This is a genomic window from Serratia sp. H402Y, assembly GCF_051172415.1.
GTDB lineage: Bacteria > Pseudomonadota > Gammaproteobacteria > Enterobacterales > Enterobacteriaceae > Serratia > Serratia ureilytica.
The window spans coordinates 506,707-519,322 of the sequence record NZ_JBPIYZ010000002.1 but is presented as its reverse complement, the minus strand read 5'-3'; the positions used below and the strand labels follow the sequence as shown (position 1 = coordinate 519,322).

The following is a 12,616-nucleotide window of genomic DNA, read 5'->3' as shown; positions in this document are numbered from 1 at the left end:
GGCCGCAGCCCCGGTCGAAGCGTTACAGCATGACGCTGCCGAGCAGGAAGCCGAATACCACCGCGAAGATCACGCCCATGGTGCCGGGAATGAAGAACGGATGGTTGAACACGAAGCGGCCGATGCGCGTGGTGCCGGTATCGTCCATCTGCACCGCGGCGACCAGCGTCGGGTAGGTCGGCAGGATGAACAGGCCGGAAACGGCGGCGAAGGAGGCGACGGCGGTCAGCGGCGACACGTTCAGCGCCAGCGCCATCGGCATCAGCGCCTTGGCGGTGGCGGCCTGCGAATACAGCAGCGCCGAGCAGAAGAAGAAGATCACCGCCAGCAGCCACGGGTGCGCCTGAATGACGCTGCCGGCCGTCTCTTTGATCCAGTCGATGTTGGCCTGCACGAAGGTATCGCCCAGCCAGGCGACGCCGAGGATACAAATACAGGCGCTCATGCCGGCCTTGAAGGTGCTGGAGTTCAGCACCATGTCGGTGTCGACGCGGCACAGCAGGGTAGTCAGCGTGGCGACGCTCAGCATGATGATCAGGATGGCGTTGGTGGTGTTCATCAGCGGCTTGGCCACCAGGCCCAGGCCCGGGCTGTTGATGATGGCATAGGCGACAACGCACAGCACGCCCAGCAGGAACAGCAGCACCGAGGCTTTGGCGCGCGGTTTGATCGCCAGCGCGTTGTTGCCGCGCAGGGTGATCAGGCCTTCTTCCAGGCGTTTCAGGTACACCGGATCGTTAGACAGCTTGGAGTCGAACAGCCAGGTCACCAGCAGCGACATCACCAGCACGGCGCAGAAGGTGGACGGGATCACCACCATTAGCAGGTGCAGGTAGCTGACGCCGTGGCCTTCCATCACCGAAGACATGTACACCACCGCGGCGGAGATCGGCGAGGCGGTGATGGCGATCTGGGCGGACACCACGGCGGTGGACAGCGGCCGGCAAGGCTTGATGCCCTGTTCTTTCGCCACTTCGGCGATCACCGGCAGCGCCGAGAGCGAGATGTTGCCGGTGCCGGCGAAGATGGTCAGGAAGTAGGTGACGATAGGGGCGAGAATGGTGATGTGCTTGGGGTTCTTGCGCAGCAGCTTTTCGGTCTGCTGCACCAGATAGTCCATCCCCCCGGCGACCTGCATCGCGGAGATCGCCGCGATCACCGCCATGATGATGGAAATCACGTCGAAGGGAATGCTGCCCGGCTTGACGCCGATCAGCGCCAGGACCAGAACGCCCAATCCCCCCGCGAACCCGATACCGATACCGCCCAACCTGGCCCCTAAAAAGATGGCCAGCAGAACGATAACCAATTCTACGGCTAGCATAGTGTTTACTCCTTAAAATGAGATATCCCGTCATCCTTGAAACAGCATCGGTGTTGGCTGCGAGCACTCACCCCAGTCACTTACTTAAGTAAGCTCCTGGGGACTTGCGCTCTTGCCGCCTTGATGCAGTCCCAATGATTTAGGGTGTAAATTGAAAATAAAACGTTAAAATTTTGTGGGCGCCTAAAAGTAAAAAGGCACGCTATCCAGAGGATTTAGCGTGCCTTTCAGGGCTACCGGGTAGGTCTGTTATTGTTCATTTTCATCCGTATAGCGTTTGGCTTTATAGGCCGGGTGCATCAGGTTCTCCACGGAGAAGATGTCATCCAGCTCGGCTTCGGTCAGCAGGCCGCGTTCCAGCACCACTTCGCGCACGCTCTTGCCGGTTTCGGCGCAGATCTTCCCGACGATGTCACCGTTATGGTGGCCGATGAACGGGTTCAGATAGGTGACGATACCGATCGAGTTGAAGACGTAGTGTTCGCAGACTTCTTTATTCGCGGTGATGCCGTTAATGCATTTTTCCAGCAGGTTGTAGCAGGCGTTGGTCAGGATGTGGATCGACTCGAACATCGCCTGGCCGATCACCGGCTCCATCACGTTCAGCTGCAGCTGGCCCGCTTCGGCCGCCATGGTAACGCAAGTGTCGTTGCCAATCACCTTGAAACACACCTGATTGACCACTTCCGGCACCACCGGGTTCACTTTGGCCGGCATGATGGACGACCCCGCCTGCAGCTCCGGCAGGTTGATTTCGTTCAGGCCGGCGCGCGGGCCGGAGGAGAGCAGGCGCAGGTCGTTACAGATTTTGGACAGTTTTACCGCCAGGCGTTTGAGCGCGCTGTGCACCATCACGTAGGCGCCGCAGTCGGAGGTGGCTTCGATCAGGTCTTCCGCCGGCACCACCGGCAGGCCGCTGACTTCCGCCAGTTTTTGCACCGCCAGCGGCTGGTAGCCTTCCGGGGTGTTGAGCGCGGTGCCGATGGCGGTGGCGCCGAGGTTCACTTCCAGCAGCAGCTCCGCGGTGCGGTGCAGGTTGCGGGTCTCTTCGTTCAGCAGCACGCTGAAGGCGTGGAATTCCTGGCCGAGGGTCATCGGCACCGCGTCCTGCAGCTGGGTGCGGCCCATTTTCAGGATGGTTTCGAACTCTTTCGCCTTGCGATCGAAGCCTTCGCGCAGCTGGTTGATGGCGTCGATCAGTTTCTGGTTGGAGGCGTACACCGCGATGCGGAACCCGGTTGGGTAGGCGTCGTTGGTGGACTGGCATTTATTGAGGTGATCGTTCGGGTTCAGGTACTGGTATTCGCCTTTTTGATGGCCCATCAGCTCCAGGCCGATGTTCGCCAGCACTTCGTTGGTGTTCATGTTCAGCGAGGTGCCCGCGCCGCCCTGGAATACGTCCACCGGGAACTGATCCATGCACTTGCCTTTATCCAGCACCTCGTCGCAGGCCTGGATGATCACGTCGGCGATTTTGCGCGGGATGGTTTTGAGTTCTTTGTTGGCCATCGCCGCGGCCTTTTTCACCATCACCATGCCGCGAACGAACTCGGGGACATCGCTGATTTTGCTGTTGCTGATGTAGAAGTTTTCAATCGCACGCAGAGTGTGAACTCCGTAGTAAGCGTCTGCGGGGACTTCACGTGTTCCTAACAGGTCTTCTTCGATACGAATGTTGTTTGACATGAGAACCTTCTCTATGTGTTGCTGCCGAATTAATAATTTGTCAGGTCAAGGCTAGTAAGGGCACAGCCTAAATTAATATTGCCGAAGGCTTGGTGCGTGAAACGATTAACCAAATCGCCCGTAGCTGCCCAGATCATATGCTGGTTGGTAAGAAATGACTGAATCCAGATCACCTTATGGTGTTTAAGGATATGCCCTTTTTCGGTTCTGTGACTTCTTTCACGTTTGTGAACTTTAGCAATAAAAACCGGCTCTCGGTTGAAATGGTGGGGGGATGCCCTCATTGTAATAGTGTCGGCCGTTTACGGCCTCTTTTTTCGCGCCGTCGCCCCGTGGCGGCCGTGCCTTACCTACCGATAGGAGAACCAGGTGCGCTGGTTACCGCTACTGCTGATATTTCTGCTGGCTTACATAGAAATATCCATCTTTATCAAAGTCGCCGCCGTGCTCGGCGTGGCTGTCACCCTGCTGCTGGTGGTGTTCAGCTCCTGCGTCGGCATTTCGCTGGTGCGCAATCAGGGCATGAAAACCTTCGTGCAGATGCAGCAAAAACTGGCGGCCGGCGAAAGCCCGGCGGCGGAAATGGTGAAAAGCGTTTCGCTGGTGCTGGCGGGCTTCCTGCTGCTGATACCGGGCTTCTTCACCGATTTCCTCGGCCTGTTGCTGCTGCTGCCGCCGGTGCAGAAATCGCTGACGCTGAAACTGATGCCGCACCTGTCGGTGTATCGCCCCGGCGGTTGGACGGGCGGCGACGCCGCCAACGGCAATACCTTCGACGGCGAATTCCAGCGCAAGGACGACGAACGCCCGGTGCTGGAACACCGCCCGGACGAGGATCGCAAACCTCACGATCGTTAAGCAAACGCGGCTCTGGCCGCGTTTTTCATCTCTGCGGCACTCGTCGGACCAAAAATGCGAAATTTTTTTTGTTCGCCCCCTTGAAGGGGGCTGGAACGCCCCCATCTCAAATGCCACGAGGCCGGTAATAACAACCATCCGGTGTACAACCCTAAATCTGATAGAGACCTTCTTACAGGAGAGCGTTCAATGAGTATTCGTCCATTGCATGACCGCGTTATCGTCAAGCGCAAAGAAGTTGAATCAAAATCTGCTGGCGGCATCGTCCTGACTGGCTCTGCTGCGGGTAAATCCACTCGCGGTGAAGTGGTTGCAGTGGGTAAAGGGCGTGTGCTGGAAAACGGCAACATCCAACCGCTGGATGTGAAAGTTGGCGATATCGTGATTTTCAACGACGGCTACGGCGTGAAAGCAGAGAAGATCGACAATGAAGAAGTGTTGATCATGTCCGAAAGCGACATTCTGGCAATTGTTGAAGCGTAATTGCGCTTTATCTTCTGAACTGAACGAGTTGAAGGGAAATACCAATGGCAGCTAAAGACGTAAAATTCGGCAATGACGCTCGCGTGAAAATGCTCCGCGGCGTGAATGTTCTCGCTGATGCAGTAAAAGTGACCCTGGGCCCGAAAGGCCGTAACGTAGTGCTGGATAAATCTTTCGGCGCACCGACCATCACCAAAGACGGCGTTTCCGTTGCGCGTGAAATCGAACTGGAAGACAAGTTCGAGAACATGGGCGCACAGATGGTGAAAGAAGTGGCCTCCAAAGCGAACGACGCGGCGGGCGACGGCACCACCACTGCAACCGTACTGGCTCAATCCATCATCACCGAAGGCCTGAAAGCGGTTGCTGCAGGCATGAACCCGATGGATCTGAAGCGCGGCATCGACAAAGCGGTTGTCGCTGCGGTTGAAGAACTGAAAAAACTGTCCGTACCTTGCTCCGATTCCAAAGCTATCGCTCAGGTCGGCACCATCTCCGCCAACTCCGACGAAACCGTGGGTAAACTGATCGCGGAAGCGATGGAGAAAGTGGGCAAAGAAGGCGTTATCACCGTTGAAGAAGGCACCGGCCTGCAAGACGAGCTGGACGTGGTTGAAGGTATGCAGTTCGACCGCGGTTACCTGTCCCCATACTTCATCAACAAGCCGGAAACCGGTTCTGTTGAGCTGGAAAGCCCGTTCATCCTGCTGGCTGACAAGAAGATCTCCAACATCCGCGAAATGCTGCCGGTGCTGGAAGCCGTTGCCAAAGCAGGCAAACCGCTGCTGATCATCGCTGAAGACGTAGAAGGTGAAGCGCTGGCGACCCTGGTGGTCAACACCATGCGCGGCATCGTGAAAGTGGCTGCCGTTAAGGCGCCTGGCTTCGGCGACCGTCGTAAAGCCATGCTGCAGGACATCGCTACCCTGACTGCCGGTACCGTTATCTCTGAAGAGATCGGTCTGGAGCTGGAAAAAGCCACCCTGGAAGACCTGGGTCAGGCGAAACGCGTTGTCATCAACAAAGACACCACCATCATCATCGATGGCGTGGGCGACGAAGCGACCATCCAGGGCCGCGTTGCTCAAATTCGTCAGCAGATCGAAGAAGCGACCTCTGACTACGATCGTGAAAAACTGCAGGAGCGCGTAGCGAAACTGGCCGGCGGCGTTGCCGTTATCAAGGTTGGCGCAGCCACTGAAGTTGAAATGAAAGAGAAGAAAGCCCGCGTTGAAGACGCCCTGCACGCGACCCGCGCCGCAGTGGAAGAAGGCGTGGTTGCCGGCGGCGGCGTAGCGCTGATCCGCGTTGCAGGCAAAATCGCCGCGCTGAAAGGCGACAACGAAGACCAGAACGTGGGTATCAAAGTTGCGCTGCGCGCAATGGAAGCCCCTCTGCGTCAGATAGTGGTCAACGCCGGTGAAGAAGCTTCCGTTATCGCCAACCAGGTGAAAGCGGGCGAAGGCAGCTACGGCTACAACGCTTACTCTGAAGAATACGGCGACATGATCGCGATGGGTATCCTGGATCCAACCAAAGTGACCCGTTCTGCTCTGCAGTACGCGGCTTCCGTGGCTGGCCTGATGATCACCACCGAATGCATGGTTACCGACCTGCCGAAGGCTGACGCACCGGATCTGGGCGCAGCAGGCGGCATGGGTGGCATGGGCGGTATGGGCGGCATGATGTAATCATCCCCCACACGCTTGTGTGCTGAGAACCCCGGTCAAATGACCGGGGTTTTTTTTAGCTTAAAAATCAATAAAAAGAATGTTTATTTAGCTTGTTATTAATTCAATGAATGAATTATTGCATTATTTTGCTTTTACCCTAAACCGTTGTCGTTTCGTACCGATATAGCCCTTACCGAGCGGGGAATTTCCCCTCGCCGGTGTGACTGTCAACGGAGACGACTTATGCTGAAAAATATGAAAATAGCCACCTGGCTGATGTTAATGCTGTTGCTGCTGGGCTTGATGCCCATGGGAACCGGCGCCATCGCCTTCTATTTCATGCAGCAAAACGGCCACAGCATCGACAGGATGAGCACCTTCTCCGACGAGGAAGCGGCGCTGAACCGCAGTTGGCGTGCTTTGCTGCAAACGCAGACGCTGATCGACAACATGGCGTTCGAGCGCTGGGCGCAGACCAGCAGAGCCGATATTCAACAGGGTATCGATGAGGCGCGCGGTGAGCTGCGCAGCGCCGACGTCGCGTTCAACCTGTTTTGGGAGACGCCGGGCCTGACGGTATCGCGCCCGGATCTGGGCGAGGCGATGAAAAAGGTCTACCTGGCGCAGCAGGCGGTGCTGAAGCAAGAACTGACGCTGTTGGCCGACACGCCGCAGGCGGCGCTGATCGAGCGGCTGCACGCCATGGCGGCAGAGAAGCGCCAGGTGCGCCAGCGGCTGGATAACCAGTTTGCCGACTACATGCGGGCCACGGTGGCCGCCCACCGTCTGGCAGTGGAAGAGGCGGAGCAGACCCAAAAAGTCTTCGCCCGTCTGCTGAGCGGCACCCTGGCGGCGATCCTGCTGCTGCTGGTCGCCGTGCAGCGTGATTTCCGCCGACGCTTGATTCTGCCGCTGCGCCAGATCGCCGAACACTTGCAAAAGGTTGGGCGCGGCGATCTACGCAGCGAGATCGCGGTACGCAACAACAATGAGATCGGCATGCTGTTCGCCAGCCTACGCGCGATGCAGCAGGAGCTGAGTGCCACCGTGCAGCAGGTGCGTGATGGCGTGGAGTCGATCAACCACGGTACGCATGAGATCGCCGTCGGCAACGCCGATCTCTCCAGCCGCACCGAAGAACAAGCCAGCGCACTGACGGAAACCGCCGCCAGCATGGAGCAGATCACCGCCACGGTGCGGCAAAACGCCGATAACGCCACTCAGGCCGCCGGCATGGTCAATCAGACCGCCGCCATTGCCCGCAACGGCGAAACGCTGATGGCCAGCGCGGTCGACAAGATGCGGGCGATCAACGACAGCGCGCGTCAGGTGGGGGATATCACCAGCGTGATCGACGGCATCGCCTTCCAGACCAACATTCTGGCGCTGAACGCCGCCGTCGAGGCCGCGCGTGCCGGGGAGCAGGGGCGGGGTTTTGCGGTGGTAGCCGGCGAAGTGCGCAATCTGGCGCAGCGCTGCGCGACTTCGGCCAAGGAGATCAGCGGTCTGGTCGACGGCGTAACCGGCGATATCGCCGCCGGCGTGCGGCTGGTGGAACAGGCGGGCGAGACGATGAATGCCATCGTCGGCTCGGTGAACCAGGTGACGTCGCTGATGGATAACATCTCCTATGCGTCGGAAGAGCAAAGCAAAGGCGTCGAGCAGGTCGGGGTGGCGGTGACCCAGATGGATCAGGTGACCCAGCAGAATGCCGCGCTGGTGGAGGAGGTGGCGACCACCGCCGTCGGCGTGGAGGAACAGGTGGCCCTGCTGGCGCAGGCGGTGGCGGTATTCAAACTGGCGGAGGGGGAACCGCGTCAGGGCGAGGAGCTGGCGCAGGCATCGGCGGCCGTTGCCGGTTGGGTATAACGCCGCCGCACTGTATTTGATGATATTTTTGCCGCCCGGGGCGATTTAGCTGGTAAACTGGTAAGTCATCAGCTGTCGCTCAAGACGTTGGCCCGCTCGCGTGGCAACGGATGCTTAAGAGATGGCATCGCTTTCTGATATACCCTATGAATTTCAAGTTGTAGCTAGGCGGCCAGCTCGTGAGTCCCCAGGCGCTTACTTGAGTAAGTAACTGGGGTGAGCGAGTGCAGTCAACAACGCTACAGCTTGAAAGGCGACGGGTAGAAGATTTTGCGTAATTCTCAACATCGAATGGGGAACAAGATGCGGATTAAAGCCTTACTGGGTCTTTCGGCAGCGATGCTGCTGGCGGGTTGCAGCACCACTCATGAACTGACCGCTGCGGGTCAGCAGATCAAGTTCACCGACAGCAAGCCGGCGGCGGAATGCCAGCTGCTGGGGGAAGTGACCGGCACCCAGAGCAACTGGCTGTCCGGCAACGGCGGTGAAGGCAGCTCCATGCGCGGTGCGGCCAACGATCTGCGCAACAAGGCAGCGGCGATGGGCGGCAACGTCATTTACGGCGCCAACAGCCCAAGCCAGAACCTGCTCTCCAGCTTCGCGCCGCTGGACAGCAAAATGGTCGGCCAGGTTTACAAGTGCCCGTAAGGCGCTGAGGCCTAACGCCGCGAAGAGATAAAAAAGAGGAATGCCACGGCATTCCTCTTTTCGTTTCGTCGAGCCCTGTGGCGCGCGTCACTCCTGCATCAGGCGCAGGTCGATCGGCGTTTTGCTCGGTTCGCCGCCCACTTCACGCGTCAGGCGCGGCACCAGATAACCGGACACTTTGCTCAGCAGCGCCTGCATGATGACGCGCGCTTCATCGTCGCTGACCATGAAATGCGCCGCGCCCTGCACCTTGTCCAGCACGTGGATGTAATAGGGCAGGATGCCGGCGTCGAACAGCGCGTTGCTGAGCGCCGCCAGCGTATCGGCATCGTCGTTGACGTCGCGCAGTAGCACGCTCTGGTTGAGCAGCGTGACGCCGGCGAGGCGCAGCTGGGCCATGGCGCTCTGCAGCTCGCGGTCGATTTCGTTGGCGTGGTTGATGTGGGTGACCATCAGCACCTGCAGGCGCGAGGCCGACAGCAGGCGGCACAGCGCCGGCGTAATGCGCGCCGGGATCACCACCGGCAGACGGGTGTGAATGCGCAGGCGTTTCAGGTGCGGGATGGCCTCCAGCTCGCCGACCAGCCACTCCAGCTCGCTGTCTTTGGCCATCAGCGGATCGCCGCCGGAAAAAATGATCTCGTCCAGTTCCGGGTGTTGGCGGATATAATCCAGCGCCTGCCGCCAGTTGTTCTTGTTGCCCTGATTATCCTGATAGGGGAAGTGACGGCGGAAACAGTAACGGCAGTTGACCGCACAGCCGCCTTTGACCAGCAGCAGCGCGCGATTGCGGTATTTGTGCAGCAGGCCCGGCACCACGCTGCGCTGTTCATCCAGCGGATCGGTGGTGAACCCTGGGGCGTTGATGAACTCCTCTCTGGCGGTCAGCACCTGGCGCAGCAGCGGGTCGTTGTCATCGCCGGGGCGCATGCGCGCAGCGAAGGCGCGCGGCACGCGCAGGGCAAACAGCCGACGGGCATCGCGCCCCTGCGGCAGTTCCGGGTGCGTATTCAGTGACAAAAGCTGCAGTAATTCATCGGGATCGGTAATAACATCGGCGAGTTGATGCAACCAATCTTCTCTATGTGCCGTACTTTGGGTTATAATGTGTGCCATTTTTTTGGCTAAGCTACCAGTTCAAATATTCAGAGGGCCATCATGGCGACTTATTCTAGCAACGATTTCCGTCCGGGTCTTAAAATCATGTTCGAGGGCGAACCTTACGCCGTCGAAGCCAGTGAGTTCGTTAAGCCGGGCAAAGGCCAGGCGTTCGCGCGCGTGAAAATGCGCCGTCTGCTGACCGGCACTCGCGTGGAAAAAACCTTCAAGTCTACCGATTCTTGCGAAGGCGCAGACGTGATGGACACCAACATGAACTACCTGTACAGCGACGGTGAGTTCTACCACTTCATGCACCCTGAGTCTTTCGAACAGCATCAGGTTGACGGCAAAACCGTCGGCGACGCTGCCAAATGGCTGCAGGATAACGCAGAGTGCATCATCACCCTGTGGGATGGCCGTCCAATCGCCGTTCAGCCGCCGAACTTCATCGAAGCGGAAATCACCGATACCGATCCTGGCCTGAAAGGCGATACCGCAGGGACTGGCGGCAAGCCGGCTACCCTGAGCACCGGCGCCGTGGTAAAAGTGCCGTTGTTCGTCCAGATCGGCGAAGTGATCAAGGTTGACACTCGCTCTGGCGAATACGTCTCTCGCGTTAAGTAAGTTTCAAAACAGAGGAACCCCCGCGGTTCCTCTGTTTTATCCCATCCCCGTTCGTTGGCAGAAAATCCGCATGTTCAAGAAAACGCTGTTGGCCGTGCTCTCCCTGTTGTTCCTTTTCTCCCTCAGCAGTTGCAATACGTTTCGCGGTTTCGGCGAAGACGTTCAGCATCTCGGCGGCGCCATCTCCCGCACGGCCAGCTGATCCCGCCTTTAACCCGATGTATTTGCGCCACAAAGCCGGTCACGATCCCACACCCTCCGTCAATTTTGACTACGCTTAGAAAGCCGTACTTTTTCATCAACGACAAATAAGGACTTTCTTATGCTGAAGAAAAGTATTATCGCGATCTTCTCTTTGATGATTTTGAGCTCGCTGACCGCCTGTAATACCACCCGCGGTGTGGGTGAAGACATTCAGGCCGGCGGCAAGGCTATTCAGCGCAGCGCGGAATAATCCGCATTCCACCCGGCGGCGTTCCGGCTGCGGAGAGCCGCCACATTTCTATCCCTTGCCTGAGCGTTAACGCTGCTGCTATCCTGCCGCAGTGCGGGTGAGGTTACCCGTCATGCATCACCTCGCTAAACGGGACGACCCGTTTACGCGTCATTTTATCGGGGACGACCCCAGTGGTAGGGAGGCCGTCTCATGGCCTGGATTATTCTGCTTATCGCCGGTTTGCTCGAAGTGGTTTGGGCTATCGGTCTGAAATACACCCACGGTTTTACCCGGCTGACGCCGAGCATCATCACCATCGCCGCGATGGTGGTCAGCATGTTGCTGTTGGCCAACGCCATGAAAACGCTGCCCGCCGGCACCGCCTACGCGGTGTGGACCGGCATCGGCGCGGTGGGCGCGGCCATCATGGGCATGGTGCTGTTGGGCGAATCGACCAATATCGCGCGCATCATCAGCCTGTGCCTGATCGTGGTCGGCATACTCGGGCTGAAGTTCAGCAGTCACTGATCGGCGGACTGCTGCACCCAAATCAGCTTGTCGGTGGCGAAACCGTAGCCTTTGGCTGTCTGCAATAAGCGGTCGCGCACGGCGGCGTCAAGCGTCGGCGTGCGCGACAGGATCCACAGATAGTCGCGGTTCGGGCCGCAAACCAGCGCGTAGCGATACGCCGGATCCAAGGCAATGACGTTGTAGCCGCCATAGAAGGGGCCGAAGAACGACACTTTCAGCGCCGCGACCTGCGGTGAACCGATAAAGTAGGCTTTGCCTTCGCTTTCTTGCCATTGCTGTTTCTGCGGATTGAAGCCGCGATTGATGACTTTCAGCCCGCCGTCGGCGCGTGGGCTGTAGTGGGCGGTCACCTGCTGCAAACCGCGTTCAAAACGATGATCCAGACGCGCGATTTCGTACCAGGTGCCGAGATAGCGCTGGCTGTCGAAATTGTTCACGACCTTGATGTCTTTAGGCGGAGAGACGCTGCAGGCGACGGAGATCAGGGCGGAAAGCATGACGCAAAGCTTTGACCATAAACGCATCGGTGACTCCTGTTTACCGGGGGCGAGTAGACAGTGTAGCCGATGAGAAAAGGGCGGCCAACGGGCGTTGGCCACCCGAGCGGTTTACAGAGTGACGACGCCGATGACGGTGACGACGCTGAGGATTGCCGCCAGACCGTAGAACACCCACTTGCCGGCCGGCACGTGGATCTTCAGATCGTGCATCGCATGGTGGATGCGGTGCAGGCCGCACCACAGCGGCAGAATGATCATCAGCAGCAGGAACAGGCGGCCGATCAGGCTCTGGCTGAACGCCAGCACGCGCTCGTAACCCAGCGCTTCACCGGGGAACAGCCCCAGCGGCAGCAGGATGCCGACCAGCAGCACGATAGCCGGCGCGACGATCGCGCCCCACATGCCGCCGGCGCCGAACAATCCCCAGAAAACCGGCTCGTCGGAGCGTTTAGGTGCTTGATTTATCATGTTTCCTCCGGATTAGAACAGGGCCACGGCCAGGATGACCACGCTGACGACGATCGTGACGGCCCACAGCCCTTTCACGATGGGGCCCGGTCCCATTTTCTCGCTGTTGACCACGATATTGGCGGCCTTCGGCGCCAGATCGAACCAGGTTTTGGTGTGCAGCGCCGCCGCCAGCAATGCGACGACGTTGATTAACAGCACCAGCGGATTCTGCAAGAAACCGACGAAGCCGGCCCAGCTCTCGGCGCCGCCCTTCAGCGCGAACACGCCGTAGAGCAGCACGATGCTGAACCAGACCGCCAGCACCGAGGTGCCTTCGCGCAGCATGTAGAAACGGTAGAAGCCGAGCTTTTGCCACCAGGTGGGCGTCATGGTGCGCACATAGGGCTTACGTTGAGTTGTCATGGCAATTTTC

At 58.6% G+C, this 12,616-nt stretch carries 15 protein-coding genes; 9 read left to right on the top strand and 6 right to left on the bottom strand.

Annotated features, from left to right (window positions below; genetic code table 11):
* Positions 1–22: 22 nt before the first annotated feature.
* Both ACSBQS_RS16470 and aspA read right to left on the bottom strand, forming a co-directional pair.
* Positions 23–1,324, bottom strand: coding sequence for an anaerobic C4-dicarboxylate transporter (locus ACSBQS_RS16470; RefSeq protein WP_118892531.1), 1,302 nt, complete (start codon positions 1,322–1,324; stop codon positions 23–25).
* 249 nt (positions 1,325–1,573) lie between these two features.
* Positions 1,574–3,010 (bottom strand): aspartate ammonia-lyase, encoded by a 1,437-nt coding sequence (gene aspA, locus ACSBQS_RS16465; RefSeq protein WP_004929659.1) that lies wholly within the window; start codon positions 3,008–3,010, stop codon positions 1,574–1,576.
* Positions 3,011–3,379: 369 nt separating this feature from the next.
* On the opposite strand from aspA, the gene ACSBQS_RS16460 reads away from it, so the two are divergent.
* The 5 genes from ACSBQS_RS16460 (at position 3,380) to ACSBQS_RS16440 (ending at position 8,541) form a co-directional block, all read left to right on the top strand.
* The gene (locus tag ACSBQS_RS16460; RefSeq protein WP_004929660.1) at positions 3,380–3,868 is read left to right on the top strand and encodes an FxsA family protein; all 489 of its coding nucleotides are present in this window, start codon (positions 3,380–3,382) and stop codon (positions 3,866–3,868) included.
* A gap of 189 nt (positions 3,869–4,057) precedes the next feature.
* Positions 4,058–4,351 carry a co-chaperone GroES gene (locus tag ACSBQS_RS16455; protein ID WP_004929661.1) on the top strand — a complete coding sequence of 98 codons (294 nt, stop codon included), beginning with the start codon at positions 4,058–4,060 and terminating at the stop codon, positions 4,349–4,351.
* A gap of 44 nt (positions 4,352–4,395) precedes the next feature.
* Entirely contained in the window at positions 4,396–6,042 is a 1,647-nt protein-coding gene (gene groL / locus ACSBQS_RS16450; RefSeq protein WP_004929662.1) for a chaperonin GroEL, read from the top strand.
* 225 nt (positions 6,043–6,267) lie between these two features.
* Entirely contained in the window at positions 6,268–7,893 is a 1,626-nt protein-coding gene (locus ACSBQS_RS16445; protein ID WP_197666866.1) for a methyl-accepting chemotaxis protein, read from the top strand.
* A 303-nt stretch (positions 7,894–8,196) separates the two neighbouring features.
* Positions 8,197–8,541, top strand: coding sequence for a DUF4156 domain-containing protein (locus ACSBQS_RS16440; protein ID WP_025305007.1), 345 nt, complete (start codon positions 8,197–8,199; stop codon positions 8,539–8,541).
* 87 nt (positions 8,542–8,628) lie between these two features.
* On the opposite strand, the gene epmB is transcribed toward ACSBQS_RS16440, so the two are convergent.
* A complete protein-coding gene (gene epmB, locus ACSBQS_RS16435; RefSeq protein WP_060660044.1) occupies positions 8,629–9,657 on the bottom strand; it encodes an EF-P beta-lysylation protein EpmB in 1,029 nt (342 codons plus the stop codon).
* A 42-nt stretch (positions 9,658–9,699) separates the two neighbouring features.
* Between epmB and efp the strand changes: the two genes are divergently transcribed.
* The 4 genes from efp (at position 9,700) to sugE (ending at position 11,230) form a co-directional block, all read left to right on the top strand.
* Complete coding sequence (efp, locus tag ACSBQS_RS16430) at positions 9,700–10,266, top strand: elongation factor P (RefSeq protein ID WP_004929666.1); 567 nt, start codon at positions 9,700–9,702, stop codon at positions 10,264–10,266.
* A 70-nt stretch (positions 10,267–10,336) separates the two neighbouring features.
* Positions 10,337–10,468, top strand: a complete 132-nt coding sequence (locus ACSBQS_RS16425; protein ID WP_004929667.1) for an entericidin A/B family lipoprotein — start codon at positions 10,337–10,339, stop codon at positions 10,466–10,468.
* 120 nt (positions 10,469–10,588) lie between these two features.
* Positions 10,589–10,720: an entericidin A/B family lipoprotein gene (locus ACSBQS_RS16420; protein WP_004929668.1), complete on the top strand. Its 132-nt coding sequence runs from the start codon at positions 10,589–10,591 to the stop codon at positions 10,718–10,720.
* A gap of 192 nt (positions 10,721–10,912) precedes the next feature.
* Positions 10,913–11,230 carry a quaternary ammonium compound efflux SMR transporter SugE gene (gene sugE / locus ACSBQS_RS16415; RefSeq protein ID WP_004929669.1) on the top strand — a complete coding sequence of 106 codons (318 nt, stop codon included), beginning with the start codon at positions 10,913–10,915 and terminating at the stop codon, positions 11,228–11,230.
* Here sugE and blc read toward each other — a convergent pair.
* The 3 genes from blc to frdC form a co-directional block, all read right to left on the bottom strand.
* Positions 11,224–11,757: an outer membrane lipoprotein Blc gene (gene blc / locus ACSBQS_RS16410; RefSeq protein WP_103682033.1), complete on the bottom strand. Its 534-nt coding sequence runs from the start codon at positions 11,755–11,757 to the stop codon at positions 11,224–11,226. The two genes, sugE and blc, sit on opposite strands and share 7 nt — an antisense overlap.
* Before the next feature lie 84 nt (positions 11,758–11,841).
* Positions 11,842–12,201: a fumarate reductase subunit FrdD gene (gene frdD / locus ACSBQS_RS16405; protein WP_197666867.1), complete on the bottom strand. Its 360-nt coding sequence runs from the start codon at positions 12,199–12,201 to the stop codon at positions 11,842–11,844.
* A 12-nt stretch (positions 12,202–12,213) separates the two neighbouring features.
* On the bottom strand, positions 12,214–12,606 hold the full coding sequence (gene frdC / locus ACSBQS_RS16400) for a fumarate reductase subunit FrdC (RefSeq protein WP_025305010.1): 393 nt from the start codon (positions 12,604–12,606) through the stop codon (positions 12,214–12,216).
* Positions 12,607–12,616 lie beyond the last annotated feature (10 nt).

Coding starts and splice junctions, on each gene's coding strand:
- ACSBQS_RS16470 (WP_118892531.1), bottom strand. CDS start 1,324: ATGCTAGCCGTAGAATTGGTTATCGTTCTGCTGGCCATCTTTTTAGGG.
- aspA (WP_004929659.1), bottom strand. CDS start 3,010: ATGTCAAACAACATTCGTATCGAAGAAGACCTGTTAGGAACACGTGAA.
- ACSBQS_RS16455 (WP_004929661.1), top strand. CDS start 4,058: ATGAGTATTCGTCCATTGCATGACCGCGTTATCGTCAAGCGCAAAGAA.
- groL (WP_004929662.1), top strand. CDS start 4,396: ATGGCAGCTAAAGACGTAAAATTCGGCAATGACGCTCGCGTGAAAATG.
- ACSBQS_RS16445 (WP_197666866.1), top strand. CDS start 6,268: ATGCTGAAAAATATGAAAATAGCCACCTGGCTGATGTTAATGCTGTTG.
- ACSBQS_RS16440 (WP_025305007.1), top strand. CDS start 8,197: ATGCGGATTAAAGCCTTACTGGGTCTTTCGGCAGCGATGCTGCTGGCG.
- epmB (WP_060660044.1), bottom strand. CDS start 9,657: ATGGCACACATTATAACCCAAAGTACGGCACATAGAGAAGATTGGTTG.
- efp (WP_004929666.1), top strand. CDS start 9,700: ATGGCGACTTATTCTAGCAACGATTTCCGTCCGGGTCTTAAAATCATG.
- ACSBQS_RS16425 (WP_004929667.1), top strand. CDS start 10,337: ATGTTCAAGAAAACGCTGTTGGCCGTGCTCTCCCTGTTGTTCCTTTTC.
- ACSBQS_RS16420 (WP_004929668.1), top strand. CDS start 10,589: ATGCTGAAGAAAAGTATTATCGCGATCTTCTCTTTGATGATTTTGAGC.
- sugE (WP_004929669.1), top strand. CDS start 10,913: ATGGCCTGGATTATTCTGCTTATCGCCGGTTTGCTCGAAGTGGTTTGG.
- blc (WP_103682033.1), bottom strand. CDS start 11,757: ATGCGTTTATGGTCAAAGCTTTGCGTCATGCTTTCCGCCCTGATCTCC.
- frdD (WP_197666867.1), bottom strand. CDS start 12,201: ATGATAAATCAAGCACCTAAACGCTCCGACGAGCCGGTTTTCTGGGGA.
- frdC (WP_025305010.1), bottom strand. CDS start 12,606: ATGACAACTCAACGTAAGCCCTATGTGCGCACCATGACGCCCACCTGG.